The 13,935-nt window shown below is 34.0% G+C and carries 12 protein-coding genes; 2 read left to right on the forward strand and 10 right to left on the reverse strand.

What is annotated here, in order from left to right; translation table 11 throughout:
* Positions 1-244: 244 nt before the first annotated feature.
* From mtaB to D7004_RS02535, 3 genes are all read right to left on the reverse strand, one after another.
* Positions 245-1,567, reverse strand: coding sequence for a tRNA (N(6)-L-threonylcarbamoyladenosine(37)-C(2))-methylthiotransferase MtaB (gene mtaB, locus D7004_RS02525; RefSeq protein ID WP_123204297.1), 1,323 nt, complete (start codon positions 1,565-1,567; stop codon positions 245-247).
* 110 nt (positions 1,568-1,677) lie between these two features.
* Positions 1,678-2,244 carry a UbiX family flavin prenyltransferase gene (locus D7004_RS02530; RefSeq protein WP_123204298.1) on the reverse strand — a complete coding sequence of 189 codons (567 nt, stop codon included), beginning with the start codon at positions 2,242-2,244 and terminating at the stop codon, positions 1,678-1,680.
* Positions 2,245-2,747: 503 nt separating this feature from the next.
* On the reverse strand, positions 2,748-3,620 hold the full coding sequence (locus D7004_RS02535; protein WP_123204299.1) for an OmpA family protein: 873 nt from the start codon (positions 3,618-3,620) through the stop codon (positions 2,748-2,750).
* A 273-nt stretch (positions 3,621-3,893) separates the two neighbouring features.
* Between D7004_RS02535 and D7004_RS02540 the strand changes: the two genes are divergently transcribed.
* Positions 3,894-4,190 (forward strand): RNA recognition motif domain-containing protein, encoded by a 297-nt coding sequence (locus D7004_RS02540; protein ID WP_123204300.1) that lies wholly within the window; start codon positions 3,894-3,896, stop codon positions 4,188-4,190.
* 197 nt (positions 4,191-4,387) lie between these two features.
* Positions 4,388-6,811: a hypothetical protein gene (locus tag D7004_RS02545; RefSeq protein ID WP_123204301.1), complete on the forward strand. Its 2,424-nt coding sequence runs from the start codon at positions 4,388-4,390 to the stop codon at positions 6,809-6,811.
* Positions 6,812-6,847: 36 nt separating this feature from the next.
* Here the strand turns inward: D7004_RS02545 and D7004_RS02550 are convergent, their stop codons facing one another.
* The 7 genes from D7004_RS02550 to D7004_RS02580 form a co-directional block, all read right to left on the reverse strand.
* Complete coding sequence (locus tag D7004_RS02550; RefSeq protein ID WP_123204302.1) at positions 6,848-7,126, reverse strand: hypothetical protein; 279 nt, start codon at positions 7,124-7,126, stop codon at positions 6,848-6,850.
* A gap of 92 nt (positions 7,127-7,218) precedes the next feature.
* Positions 7,219-7,989 (reverse strand): exodeoxyribonuclease III, encoded by a 771-nt coding sequence (gene xth / locus D7004_RS02555; protein WP_123204303.1) that lies wholly within the window; start codon positions 7,987-7,989, stop codon positions 7,219-7,221.
* Between the two features lie 48 nt (positions 7,990-8,037).
* A complete protein-coding gene (gene msrA, locus D7004_RS02560; RefSeq protein ID WP_123204304.1) occupies positions 8,038-8,529 on the reverse strand; it encodes a peptide-methionine (S)-S-oxide reductase MsrA in 492 nt (163 codons plus the stop codon).
* Positions 8,530-8,641: 112 nt separating this feature from the next.
* Positions 8,642-9,649, reverse strand: coding sequence for an FAD:protein FMN transferase (locus tag D7004_RS02565; protein ID WP_208646775.1), 1,008 nt, complete (start codon positions 9,647-9,649; stop codon positions 8,642-8,644).
* An 18-nt stretch (positions 9,650-9,667) separates the two neighbouring features.
* A complete protein-coding gene (locus tag D7004_RS02570) occupies positions 9,668-11,854 on the reverse strand; it encodes a PepSY domain-containing protein (protein ID WP_123204305.1) in 2,187 nt (728 codons plus the stop codon).
* A gap of 13 nt (positions 11,855-11,867) precedes the next feature.
* Positions 11,868-12,353, reverse strand: coding sequence for a DUF2271 domain-containing protein (locus D7004_RS02575; RefSeq protein ID WP_123204306.1), 486 nt, complete (start codon positions 12,351-12,353; stop codon positions 11,868-11,870).
* A gap of 4 nt (positions 12,354-12,357) precedes the next feature.
* Entirely contained in the window at positions 12,358-13,860 is a 1,503-nt protein-coding gene (locus D7004_RS02580) for an ankyrin repeat domain-containing protein (protein WP_123204307.1), read from the reverse strand.
* Between the last annotated feature and the right edge of the window lie 75 nt (positions 13,861-13,935).

The raw sequence follows: 13,935 nt of genomic DNA on the forward strand, positions 1-13,935 counted from the left end.
ATAAAAAAGAAATTGTAGAGTAGAATAAAACTTATGCTATGAATCCAAGCTTAATACTTGATACTAAATACTTGATACTAAAAATCATCCGTCAGACTATCAATCCAATCTGATACTTGAAATCCAAACTTGATACTTGCTACTAGATACTTGATACTTGATACTAAAAATCATCAGTCATCCTATAAATCCAATCTTGATACTTGCTACTAAATACTTGATACTAACAACTAATAACCAATCACTAATGAGCGTATGCGGATGTCTCCAATTCTGCTACCTCAACTTCTCCTTCAGCAGTCATTTCTATTAGCTTTACATTCTTGAGTTCGTTAACCATAATTGGATCATATTTGGCACGAACCTTCACGTAATTTTTTGTGAAACCATGCATATAACCCATTTTTTGGTCAGCCTCAAAAAGCACTTCTCCATTGGTACCAATTTGGGATTGATAAAAAGCTCTTCGTTTCTTATCTGATAAAATATGAAGCATTTTGCTGCGCTCATTTCTTACACTACCAGCTACTACCCCATTCATCTCTGCTGCTGCAGTTAATTCGCGTTCTGAGTATGTAAATACATGCAGGTAAGAAATATCAAGTTGATTTAAAAATTGATAGGTATCTAAGAAATCCTCTTTTGTTTCGCCGGGAAAGCCAACAATAACATCTACACCAATGCAACAATTTGGCATAACTTCCTTTATCTTCGCAACCCTTTCAACGTATAAATCTCTACGATAGCGACGACGCATTAAACCTAATATTTTATCAGAACCAGATTGTAAAGGGATATGAAAATGCGGAACGAAACGTTTGGAAGTAGCTACAAAAGATATAATTTCGTTGCTCAGCAGATTTGGTTCTATAGAAGATATTCGGATTCTTTCAATACCTTCAACTTCATCCAAGGCTTTAACCAAATCAAAAAATTTATCTTCACGTTCGCCATTTCGTATGCCAAAATCACCGAGATTAACTCCCGTTAAAACGATTTCTTTAACACCACTTTCTGCAATCATTTTCGCTCTGTAAACCACGTTTTCGATGGTATCACTACGGCTTGCTCCACGAGCCAGGGGAATTGTACAATACGTACAAGGGTAATCGCAACCATCCTGAACTTTTAAAAAAGTACGCGTTCTATCGCCAATAGAATATGATGCAATAAAATTATGATTTACTTTCTCGATACTTTGCTGATGTACAATTGCTTTAGGATTTTTTGTTAAATCAGATATAAACTCAACTATCCTGAATTTTTCTGCAGCGCCTAAAACCATATCAACACCTTCTATTTCAGCAATTTCCTGGGGTTTAAGTTGAGCATAGCATCCAACAATGGTGATGTATGCATTTGGCGAATGCTTTAAAGCTTCTTTAACAACTTTTCGGCATTTTTTATCGGCATGGTCTGTTACCGAACATGTATTAATCACATAAACATCAGCTGCATCCTGAAATTCTACTACAGCATAACCTGCATCAGTGAATAAACGACCAATAGTTGATGTTTCGGAAAAATTTAGTTTACAACCTAATGTATAAAATGCGACCTTTTTCATTTAGCCTGCAAAGATAGCAAAATAAGCTTTCAGTTGATAAATTTCCCCTAACCGTACGTTTGGAATTTGTCAATTTTAAACCATTAGATACTTTCCACTATCTGTTTCTATTAATCTTCCTGCCAGCGATAGCTTTGTTGTTCGAAATCAGCCAGATCTAAAACTCTGCTAATGACGGTTCCGGCAACTTCTTCGATTGATTTAGGCAAACTGTAGAACGATGGATTAGCCGGACAAATGATTCCTCCAGCTTCGGTAACAGTTTTCATGTTATTAATGTGTATTAGGCTAAATGGTGTATCTCTTACAACAGCGATTAACTTCCTACGCTCTTTTAAAACCACATCTGCTGCTCTGGAAATTAAATCGTTCGAAATACCGTGAGCAATTCTTCCTAAAGTACCCATAGAGCAGGGCACGATTATCATCGTATCATATTTTGCAGAACCGGATGCAAAAGGCGCATTAAAATCATTTTTACTATAAAAAGTAAAATTGTAGTTTTTATAGTCCTGATTACCCAATTCAAATTGCCAGACTTCTTTGGCATTATCACTCATTACTACGCCTACTGCTTCTATCTGATTTTCGAGTTTTATCAGCTGATCCAACAAAACTTTTGCATAAACTGAACCACTAGCACCTGTTACTGCAACAACAATTTTTTTCTTACCCATTACATTAGCAAAAATAAGCTTTAAAAAATATATAAAACAATAAAAAAAGGGCCGAATACAAGTATTCGACCCTACATCTACCTATGAAAAACATACCCTCGAAAGGGTAAGAACAAATATATATATTTTTTTAAAAAAAGGTTATTGTAATATGTTAATTCGCATAGAACAGTTGATAATAATCATCATGAAACCACAATTGATTGATTATCAGAAAAATAAATGTATTATATATAAAACAATTAACGCAATAAATTGTACGAATTGTGAGTTCCACAATAAAACTGGAGATATAATATACAAAACGAATAGGTAAAGAAAGACGAAAGGTATAGAAATCGCAGATTAAATATTGGAAAGACCACTAGAAATTCCCTGAATATCTGCATATAAATGTTGTAATTAGCAAAAAAAGCTGAATCACATTTTGTGAAACAGCTTTTTTTGCTAATGATTTAAATCGACTATTTATTTAATTTTCTAAATGCACCTAAGAGCACAATTTATTGTTTAGGAGCATCAGTTGTTGCTGGTGCTTTGCCTATAAGTTCCATAAACTGATCTAATTTTGGTGTAATTATAATTTGGGTACGTCTGTTTTGAGTTTTACCAGATGGCGTATTATTATCAGCTATCGGATTAAATTCTCCTCTTCCACCTGCTGTCAATCTTTTAGGGTCAACTGCGTATTTTGTTTGCAATACCTGTACAACTGATGATGCTCTAAGCGCACTTAAATCCCAGTTGTTACGGATGTTGGTTTGAGCGATTGGAACGTTATCTGTATTACCTTCAATTAAAACATCATACGTATCGTAATCTTTAATTATTTTAGCAATTTTACTTAACGTTTCTCCTGCTTTATCCGATACTTCATAACTTCCGGATTTATATAACATATTATCAGCCAATGATATATACACAACACCTTTCAGCACTTGTACATCAACATCTCCAAGTTCTTCTTTACTTAACGAACGTGTCAGGTTATTCGTTAACACCATATTAAGCGAGTCACTTTTATTTTTGGCATTAATTAATTGTTTAATGTATTTGTTAGAACTATTGATTTCATCAACCAATTTAGAAATATTAACATTTCCTTGGTTGCTCGAACTTAAACACTTATTTAATGCATCTTGCAAAGCTAGAGTGTTTGCCTTTTCAGATGCAATTTGTTCTTCAAGACTTTTAACCCTACTGTTTGCACCTGTTAGTTCTCGTTGACTGTCTTGATATTTATTACTTAATTCTTGATTTCTTTCACGCAATTTGGCAAAGGTTGTTTGTAATTCAGTGTACTTTTTATTACTTACACAACTCGAAATCAGAATCGTTGAAAATAATAGTAAAGGGAGTGATTTGTAAAGTTTCATAAATTTAATTTTTAAGATTATAAATTCTGCATAGATAATTACAACAACCGATCCCTTTTAAGCTGTTATAGTATTTTTTAAGTTTTATTAACTTAAAATCAGGTATATACGGTTCAATATTTGTTGATATGATATTCATTTAGCACAACATAATTTTTGAATTAGCCTTCAAAAAATTTTCATAAAAATATTTTTGAATTGGCAATAGTGTCTTGATTTATCAATACAAATGAATTATCTTGCGTTTTTTATACCTGAAACGCAACCCTGTTAATGATTAAGCTTTTTGTAGGCGGGTTAAGACCCGACGTTAGTGAAATGGATATTGCTATGCTAATTGGCCTCTACTGCAATATCGAAACAGTAAAAGTTGTTAGAGATAGGGCTACACATAAATGCAAAGGTTATGCATTTGTTGAAACTTCAAAAGTAGATGATGCGCAAAAGGTTATATCTGCTTTAAATGGCGAATCCTTCAAAGGCAATACACTAACCATCAAAATCTCGGAAGAAGAAGCACCGAAAGCTCCAAAATTCCCTAAATATACCACTAGAAAGCCAATAAGATAATACTATACATTTACTCCTAAATAGAATTAGGTTTACTTTCTATGTATAGATAAAATTACTTATCCTTACAATAATTAATTTTTGTAGATATACATTGATTGATTGTTTGTTAATGCAGGATATTAATTTATCCTGCATTTTTTTATTAGAAAACTATATATTTTTTAGTTTGAGGTGTTATTTAAGCTGTTGATAATATGCTAAAAGGATTAATTATTGCACTAATCAGTTTATTATCCATCAAATCTTTCTCACAATCAACACAGATTAGTACATCCTATATTGATTCAAAAATTAATCAATATAAACTTTCTAATCCTTCTACTCCACTGTACCTTCATACAGATAAGAACATTTATACTAATAATGAATCAATCTGGTTTAGTGCATATTTGGTAAACGCTGATACAACATTCAAAAATCATGATGTTTTAAATCTAGCAATTGCCGATGAAAATAGTAACCAGGTTATTTTATCTGAGAAATTTCAAATGCTCAATGCAGTAAGTTCAGGTAGTTTAGATTTGCCAGATAGCATCCCGCCAGGGAACTATAATCTCATTGCCACTACAAACATTGTAGATAAAGACAATAAACCCACAAGCCAATTTATTACAAAAATTGTTATTAAAACCATTACCCAGCAAGATTTCACATCATCAGTGGTATTAATAGATAGCGCTATTTTTAATGGTTATTTAAGGGCGAAGCTTATTATAAATACCAAACAAAGCGATGCAAAACTTAAACCCTTAGTAGAATATAAAATTGGCAATAGCGTAACATCGAAGCTAATGGAGGTAAATAAAGAACTTCTCATCAATATTAAAGAAACTGATTTAAATGCTCACCAACCAGTACTTAAAATTAAAGTGAAATTTAACAATCAAATTCAATTCCTCAACGTTAAACTGCCAGCTATTCAACAGAAGAAAATTAATGTTCGCTTTTTTCCTGAAGGTGGAAACTTGGTTGCAGATTTACCTAACTCAATTGCCTGGGAAGCTCAAACCAATGAATCGATTCCAATAAGTATAAAAGGAATTTTATTTCGAAATGATATTGCTATTGACACCATAGAAACAAACAGTTATGGTGTTGGTAAATTTAACTTGAAACCAGAATTAAGCAGCAAATACTATTTAAAAGTTTTATCTGGCACTTACCTTAAAGCAGATACCAATTATTTTTTACCTGCGGCACTTAATGTTGGCTTTGCATTACATTTGCCTAAAGGTGTTGTAAATGATACGTTAAGGCTTAGCATGGTTTCTAAAGAAAATAAACCTGTGCAAATTCTAATTAATAATAATAAAGGTGCTTATGCATTTTTTAAATACGAGGTTACAACACAAACCAAAACCATAAAATTACCGCTTTACAGTTTACCAAAGGGCATTTGGACACTAACAATTTTAGATGATGGAAAGCCAATTGCAGAACGATTATTTTTTGGAAGATACAATAGTGGAGTTAAGGCAAAAATTGCTGTTGATTCGAAAATATATAAGCGAAAAGACAGTGTGGCTGTAAAAGTTAATTTAACTGATAGCCTTGGTAAACCTGTTATAGGATTATTTTCCATCGCTGCTATTCAGCAAAATAGATTAACAAGTAATTGTGTTGACATTGAAAACTATATATACTTGAACAATGAATTAGGTTCTCTTCCGCAAGAACCAAGCGGAAATGGCTTGCATAACCCTGATTATGTTGAAGATATGTTATTAACTAAAGGCTGGCGAAAATACACATGGCAAGATGTACTTAATGCAGATACCACCAAAAAATTTAAGCCTCTTATCGTTTCTGGCAAAGTAAAATATGGAAATAAACCTTTAAAAGCTGCGATTCAATTAGCCATTTTAGGCGGTGATAAAATATCCTTTATCGTAACTGAAAGTGATGGCTCTTTTACAGTTAGCAGAGAAAATCTTTTGGCAAGTGATGGAAAAAAATTAACCATCATTGTTAGTGGGAAAAATAACGCTGGTTATACAATTGAAATTAATGACCCACATTTATTATTAAATTCTAACATTGCTAAAAACCTGGCTAGTACAGGTTTTGGAAGCATAAGAAATGCAACAAACAGTATAGATAATCAATTAAAAGGATTAGAAAATGCTTACAATTTGCAAGATGTTATTATCAAAGCAAAAAATAGTTCGGGTTCTATATATGCGTTTAAAGGTGAGCCAGGAACAAATGACTGTGGTGATTTTGTAGACGAAGCCGGCCATTTTAATTACGAAAAAGCAACAAAGAGATATAAGCCAAAACCAAATACTTGGTACGTAATAAGAACAGATTTAAGTGCTAAAGGCGATTGGTTTACCGTAAAACCATATTACTTCACCACCTGTACAGAACTCAAAAAATCGGTTACAACAATTGGCGGAATTTATGCCGAAAGAGTATTTTATGGCGTGAACAATAATCCTGGAGAGATACAGTATTTATCAACCCTACTTTGGAAAGCAGGTGTTAAAACAAATGCTGAGGGAGAAGCCATAATTAATTTTAAAACTGGAGATATTGCTGATAACTTTAAAATTATCGTTCAAGGTATATCAAGCGAAGATGTTTTCTCCGGAACTACAAGTTTCTCGGTAAAATAGAATACCAAAAAAACTATCTATAACAACTCTATTAAACTATCTGCTTAAAGAAGAATACCAATTAATAGGATGAGAACGTAAATTTGTTCCATCGCTTTCTACATGATACAAAATTATTGGCATGGTGAAATCCACAAAACGCTCAACTTTTTGGGATAAAGAACCTAAAAAATCTATACTTGAAATGCCTTCCTTTAAATGTACGTAAATAACGGTAGCGGTCTTTAATTCAAATCGCTCTATTTTACTAGGCCACTCTTTTTTAATTTTTTTAAGGAAAGCCGTAATTTTCTTTTCGTCTTTTATGGTATCCATATTTTTTAGGTTTGATACCTCAAATTAGCAATTATATATCTATTAAAATCCCTGTAACAGATAGAATACAGGAATTTTACACATTGAAGTTGTTATGCAATCTCTATCCAAACCGGACCATGGTCGCTTGTTTTCTCCCAACCTCTTACATGTTTATCAACACCAGCAGCTTTAAGTCTGGGTTCTAGTAAAGGATTCAATAGAAAATGGTCGATTCTTAAGCCTGCATCCCTACCATAGGCATTTCTAAAATAATCCCAGAAAGTATAAATTACATCTTTTGGATAGAGTTTACGAATGGCATCAGTCCAACCCTGGTCGATTAAATTATGGAAAGCTGCTCTTACTTCAGGGCGAAACAATGCATCATCAACCCATCTTTCGGGCTTGTAAACATCTAGTTCGGTTGGCATTACATTATAATCTCCGCAAAGCACTACAGGCAAATTGTATTCTAAAAGCTTTGCTGCATGTGCTGTAAATCTTTCAAACCAACTAAGCTTGTAATCAAGTTTTGGACCTGGAGCAGGATTGCCATTGGGTAAATACAAACAGCCAATAACCACATCATCCACCATGGCTTCGATATACCTGCTTTGTAAATCTTCATCATCGCCGGGCAAACCTCTACGCAATTCTTTTATTTCTCTATCTTTAGCTAAAATAGCCACACCGTTCCAACTTTTTTGTCCATGCCAAATAGCGTTATATCCTAAGGCCTGAAGTGCCGCAAGCGGGAATTTTTCATCTGGTGCTTTAAGTTCTTGTAAACAAGCAACATCTGGTTTAGTTTCTTCCAGCCAACGGAGTAATACAGGCAATCTGCCATTTACTCCGTTAACATTGTAAGTCGCGATTTTCATATATTTTTTATAAGCTTTTAGATATTAAAATAGCAAGACGTAAAATACCTAATTCAACTTCCAATCTGGTCTTTCAAAATGGCAGGTATATCCGTAAGGATTTTTTTGTAAATAATCTTGATGGTCTTCCTCAGCATTCCAGAAGTCTGTTTCAGGTACAATTTCAGTAACAATTTTACCTGGCCACTTACCCGAAGCATCCATTTCTGCAATAAGTTCTTCAGCTGTATTACGTTGGTTATCATCAGCATAAAAAATAGCAGAGCGGTAAGAAGTACCAACATCGTTTCCTTGTCTGTTTCTTGTTGATGGATCGTGAATTTGGAAGAAATATTCTAACAAAGAACGATAAGAAAGTATTTCTGGATTGAAAACTACTTCAATTCCTTCGGCATGTGTACCGTGGTTTCTATAAGTCGCGTTTGGAACGTCGCCTCCGGTATATCCTACTACAGTAGAAATTACACCCGGCAGCTGACGGATAAGTTCTTCTACTCCCCAGAAGCAACCTCCGGCAAGAATGGCTTTTTCAGTATTCATATTTGTTAATTAAATTTTAAAGATACAACGAGGATGCTATACATCATGTCATAATTATTTAATGATAACAAAAACCTACGTTAAAAGTTAGCTTAATAAGTATGAAGAATATTTAAAATGAATTTACTCTTTTTGGTAATTTCATTTTATTCATACTCGCAACCTTCGAATGAATAATTTCGCCCTTATCGGTTATCAAGATAAAGCGATAATCAGCGTATTTTTCAAGAAATGCAATTCCTGCGCTTTTACCTAAAACCATTGTCGATGTACTTAAACCGTTTGCAATTTCTGCACTTGGTCCTATAACCGTAACGCTAATTAAGCCGGTTGCAGGGTAGCCGGTTTTAGGGTTAATAATGTGCGAGTATCTTTTGCCATTAAATTCTACAAACTTTCTATAATTTCCTGAAGTAACAATTGCTTCATTTTCTATTGGAATGGTTGGTAATATTTTTTCTTCATTGATTGGGTTGGTGATGGCAACAAGCCATTTCGCACCATTTGGTTGTTTTCCCCAAGTACTCATATCACCAGATGCATTTACAATACCAGCTTTAATTCCTTTTGCCAACATCATTTGCCTACATTTATCGGTTGCATATCCTTCACCCAATGCACCAAAACCAATTTTCATTCCTTTGTATTTGAGAAAAATGGTAGAACTATCTTGGTTCAAAATAACATGCTCAAAACCAACCAGTGAAACAGATTTTTTTATGCTTTCTTCTGATGGCATCTGAGTCATAGAGCCATCGAACTTCCATATCTTATCCATTGCAGCAAAGCTGATATCGAAAGCACCATGTGTTGCATTTGATAATTCAAGTGCTCGTTTGGTTAGTTCAAAAACCTCTTTGACAACTTTAACAGGCATGATTCCAGCATTCTGATTAACCTTTGAAATTTGAGAATCAGATTTCCAGTCGGATATTAAATTTTCAATTCTGGATATTTCAGCTACCACCGAATCAATATTTTTCTCTGCTAATTCCTTATTTTCCGCAACAATAGTAATATCAAACCGCCCGCCCATTAGCAAGGTTGTGCGTTTGCGTAAAACTTGGGAACTGGATTGTAAAGCAAAGAAGATTAGCGCAGAAAGCAATAAATTTTTCATTGTTATGCCTTGTAAAATTTAATAACAATCCATTAAAATCTGATTTCTGGACTGGTAGAATGATAAAGGATTATTGGTTTGAGTTGCACAGACTTCATCTAAAATAACAAGAATATCCTTTTGCATCGATAGTGAACCACAAATCATTACAACACCACCGTTTAGTAAATTTTCTGCTATTAAAGCTGAATCTGAGGCGATGAGGTGGCTAACATATTGTTTTGATTCTGCTCTTGAATATGCTACATTTAATTTACTTAATTTGGATTCCCGAAGCTTATTACTCAGAAATTCTTTAAATGGCTCGAATGAAGAGGCAGTTTGAAAACCACAATACAAGTGGCAGCTAATTTTATTTTTATTCTCATCTATCATCCCTAAAAAAGGAGCAATACCAGTACCGTTAGAAATCAAAATAAGTTTTGAAGCTTTTTCCGGAAAATTGAAATGTGGATTTTTTATGATTCTGGCTTTAAATCGATCAGCAGGTTTTAATCTATTCAAGAAACCTGAGCCTAAGCCATTTTCATGAAGTTTTACACTTAGTTGGATTGATTTATCTACAATTCCTATAGAATACAATCGCTCGCGGTGGTCGTTAGCAGGATAAATAGCCAATAAATCTCCAGATTTTGCCTTGTTTCTAATTGATGGTTTAAAATTAATTAAAATTGTATCTCCTGAGTTACTGTGTGATTTAACTGTAAATGCATTTAAGGATTTTTGATTTTCCTTCTCAAAATCTGAAAATTCAGCAAAAGAAATATTAGCTTTTTGCGACCAAGATTCTTGCCATAAAAGTAAATCTGCAGGCGACCTTTCATCAACCGTATGAATATCTATTAACGGTTTAGCCCAATTTTGTGCCGATAAAAGATTATGCACATCAAAAGCAAACTTGCAGAAATCAGGATATGCTTTAGAGCCAAAACCCAAAACCGAGAAATTTACCTGCTGCGTTTGAGGTGTTGTATTCACCAACGACATAAACTTATTTGCATTAGTCGGTGCTTCGCCATCGCCATAAGTTGATGTAAACACGATTATTTGTTCTGCCTTAGGATAAACAGAATAATTATTCAACGATGTTAAAAATGCCTTTTTGCCCTGCTTTAGTAACAAACTATGAACTGAAGAGGCATACCGTAGGGTTGAACCATTTTCAGAACCAGTAAGCAATATATAAACACATTCTTCTTTCGCGTACTTATTCTTCGAACGTTTTGAAATTCTTTTTAAGGTTATTGCAAAGCCTGAATAAATAAAAAAGAGAATGCTTAGTGATGCAATACCTAAAATAATAGACCATAGGATACTCGCTCTACCGGTATGAATTTTCATACTTAAATCTGCAACCAAAACAGAGAATGGATATTTTGTTTCAGCTAAAACAACACCGGTTATTTGATTTACAGCAATTTCTTTATCCTGTAATGTTAAAATAAAATAATCTTCAATATCCTCCGAAAAAGGAAATTCTATAGTATGAACATCAGCATAATTAATGCTTCTAAAAATCTCGAAGTCTTTAACATTAATTTGGGCACCGCTTTTAATTTTATCAAAATCAACTTCCACTCCTGCTTTAAAAGGTTTGATTATTCCAAGCGTATTTAACGATAAGTAAGTTCCGCTGATTGCTATTAGGAAGATAAAAACCAACAATAGCCGACCAGCTACGGTATGGTAGTATTGTTTAGATCCGTCGTTTGGTATTTTGGCGAAAAACCGCTTAATACCTCGTTGACGTTTTACGATAAGCAAAATCCCGGAAACCGAAATCAGAATCAGCAAAAATGCAGTTACGCTAATAAATATCCGTCCGGTTTCATGTAAGAATAAAGATCGGTGAAGCGTAGTTACCCATTGAAAAAATTCATTTTTTGCATCAGGTTTACCAAGTATTTCACCTGTCTTTGGGTCGATGTATGCCTTAAGGTCATCACCATTTTTATCGGTTCCTTCAATTAAAACAAACTGATTGTTTTCAACAGAAATTTTGGTGAGGCCTGGATATTTATCCCTAAGTACAGGAATAGATTGAGCAAGGGTTATTTCTTCAAGATTGCCTGCTGAAAAAGGTTTTGACCTTTCCACCACGGGCTCGAGCGATAAAATGGCACCCGTAGTGGATGCAAGCAAAAGAAAAAGAAAGGAAGATACTGCCAAAGCAAGATGACAGTATCTCCAAAAATTATTCATCATTAGCCTAAAAGAATTAATTAGGACTAAAACGTACGTATCTTATAAAACCTGTACCATCACTTTTTGCAGATAATGATTCAGTCGTTAATGGAATTTCAAGATCTTTAACATTATATTTTTGATCTTCAACTGCACTCTCAAAACGCAATTTGTATCCCGTATTAATTTTCGATTTATCAATTTCAATTACAGAAACACCACGATCGCCACCTGTTAAAGAAGCGCCAGTAATCGCACTAATATTTGCAGGTTTTTTAGCATTAAACTTATGCCATTCTTTTAAACTGTTGTACCATTTTTTATCAGAACCCAATACATAAAGCGTTTTTTCATACGCTCCTTTTGCATTAATTAATGAAATAACGATGTAAGCGCCTTCGCCCATATAATTAGTCATTTGTATCATGCATTTGTATTTAGCAGTTTGTGCCAATGCGTGATTTGGTTTTATAAAAGCTAGCGCTAAAACCAGTAGAGATACTTTAAAAATATTATTCATTTCTTTATTTTAAAAAGCTAAGTGATACATTTCCTTTTGAAAGTGATTCATTTTCACTTGCTAAATCAAAGGCACTTTCATCAAAACTTGTTTTCGAATCTTTTTTAGCACCAATAGACAGCAAATATTTCAACATGGCATCATCTTTAGAAATCATTGCAGCTTTATGTAACGCTGTGATGCCATTTTTATTTTTTGCATTAACATCTATTGATAAATCCTGAAAACGTTTAACTAGTGCAATATCACCTTTTGCAACGGCTAGGTGGTACAATGTATTTCCATTTTGTTGCGGGGTTACAATATTAAAACCTTTATCCTGCAACACTTTCATTTTTTGTTCGAACTCTTGTGCTTTACTTGGCGAACCGGGTGCTTGGCGAGCGCCTTCTGGAGCATAAGATTGAATTAAATAATAAGCAAGGTTGTTTCCATCCTTATCAACTGAATTTAGATTTGCACCCTTAGCAATAAGTAAATTCACAATTGCAGGCGAATTACTGTTTACAGCCATTGCTAATGCCGTTAATCCTTTTGCATTGGCTTGGTTAATATTTTTAACTTTTGGCAATAATGTTTCAAAAACAGCTGTATCTCGATTAGACATTGCAGCATTCATTAAAACAGTGTTTCCATCCGCATCAGCCTGGTTAACATCAACGCCTTCAGCAATAAAATGCTTAATTAATGCTAACTGACCTGGGCGACGAACGATAATATGTAAAACATTTCTACCATCTTTAGTAAGAGCGGTGGGTTTAACCTTTAAACTTTCTAAATATTGAAACACTTCGATTGGTGCCGGACCTCTGCGTGAGCCTTCTGCAGCCATTAAAATCGCACCGTTATCAACTGGAACACCTTTAGCGATTAAAGCTTTGAGCACATCTACATTACCCGATTTTGCTGCATAACCAAAAGCATTATGTCCTTCTGCATCAACACTTTTTAAGCTTAATCCTTTAGAAACAAAATAATCTGTTAGCTTAAAATCCTTATCATTTCCTATGGCTACCAATAACGCATTAGCGCCCGAACCACTTAAATCCGTTTTTAGATTAACTCCTTTAGCAATAAATGAATCGTAAATTTTGGTATTTTGCTGTGCTGCAGAAGCGGCAAATAATAATGGACTTGTACCATGACTATCTTTCATCTTCACATCAGAACCTTTCGAAATTAAGTAGTCAACAATTTCACTATTTCCCCTACTTGCGGCCCAATGCACGTAAATACGTCCATCGTGGGTAAGTTTATTTACATCGTTACCTGGTTGAGACAATAGAAATTTAATGGTTTCATTAGGCGCCTCAGCATTGATAGCCATAACTACCGGGTCGAAACTTGATGGATTAAACTGAGCAGGATTTGCTCCTTTCTCTATTTCAGCTTTAACGGCATTCACATCTGGTTTTGTTTGCCAGAATGAAGATTCTAAAAGACTATTCTTTTGAGCTTGAACAGAAATACTCCAAAGCAGACTAATTGCGAATAATAATTTTTTCATTTTATGTAATGATCAATTGCTTTAACTGATGTTAATTTACAATTTCAAAATTAATAAGAATTAGTCTAAATAAGA

Source organism: Pedobacter jejuensis, from assembly GCF_003725795.1.
In the GTDB taxonomy this organism is placed as follows: Bacteria; Bacteroidota; Bacteroidia; order Sphingobacteriales; family Sphingobacteriaceae; genus Pedobacter; species Pedobacter jejuensis.

What these genes read in the sequence shown, in the direction of transcription:
- mtaB (WP_123204297.1), bottom strand. Translation starts at nt 1,567, where the DNA reads ATGAAAAAGGTCGCATTTTATACATTAGGTTGTAAACTAAATTTTTCC.
- D7004_RS02530 (WP_123204298.1), bottom strand. Translation starts at nt 2,244, where the DNA reads ATGGGTAAGAAAAAAATTGTTGTTGCAGTAACAGGTGCTAGTGGTTCA.
- D7004_RS02535 (WP_123204299.1), bottom strand. Translation starts at nt 3,620, where the DNA reads ATGAAACTTTACAAATCACTCCCTTTACTATTATTTTCAACGATTCTG.
- D7004_RS02540 (WP_123204300.1), top strand. Translation starts at nt 3,894, where the DNA reads ATGATTAAGCTTTTTGTAGGCGGGTTAAGACCCGACGTTAGTGAAATG.
- D7004_RS02545 (WP_123204301.1), top strand. Translation starts at nt 4,388, where the DNA reads ATGCTAAAAGGATTAATTATTGCACTAATCAGTTTATTATCCATCAAA.
- D7004_RS02550 (WP_123204302.1), bottom strand. Translation starts at nt 7,126, where the DNA reads ATGGATACCATAAAAGACGAAAAGAAAATTACGGCTTTCCTTAAAAAA.
- xth (WP_123204303.1), bottom strand. Translation starts at nt 7,989, where the DNA reads ATGAAAATCGCGACTTACAATGTTAACGGAGTAAATGGCAGATTGCCT.
- msrA (WP_123204304.1), bottom strand. Translation starts at nt 8,529, where the DNA reads ATGAATACTGAAAAAGCCATTCTTGCCGGAGGTTGCTTCTGGGGAGTA.
- D7004_RS02565 (WP_208646775.1), bottom strand. Translation starts at nt 9,649, where the DNA reads ATGAAAAATTTATTGCTTTCTGCGCTAATCTTCTTTGCTTTACAATCC.
- D7004_RS02570 (WP_123204305.1), bottom strand. Translation starts at nt 11,854, where the DNA reads ATGATGAATAATTTTTGGAGATACTGTCATCTTGCTTTGGCAGTATCT.
- D7004_RS02575 (WP_123204306.1), bottom strand. Translation starts at nt 12,353, where the DNA reads ATGAATAATATTTTTAAAGTATCTCTACTGGTTTTAGCGCTAGCTTTT.
- D7004_RS02580 (WP_123204307.1), bottom strand. Translation starts at nt 13,860, where the DNA reads ATGAAAAAATTATTATTCGCAATTAGTCTGCTTTGGAGTATTTCTGTT.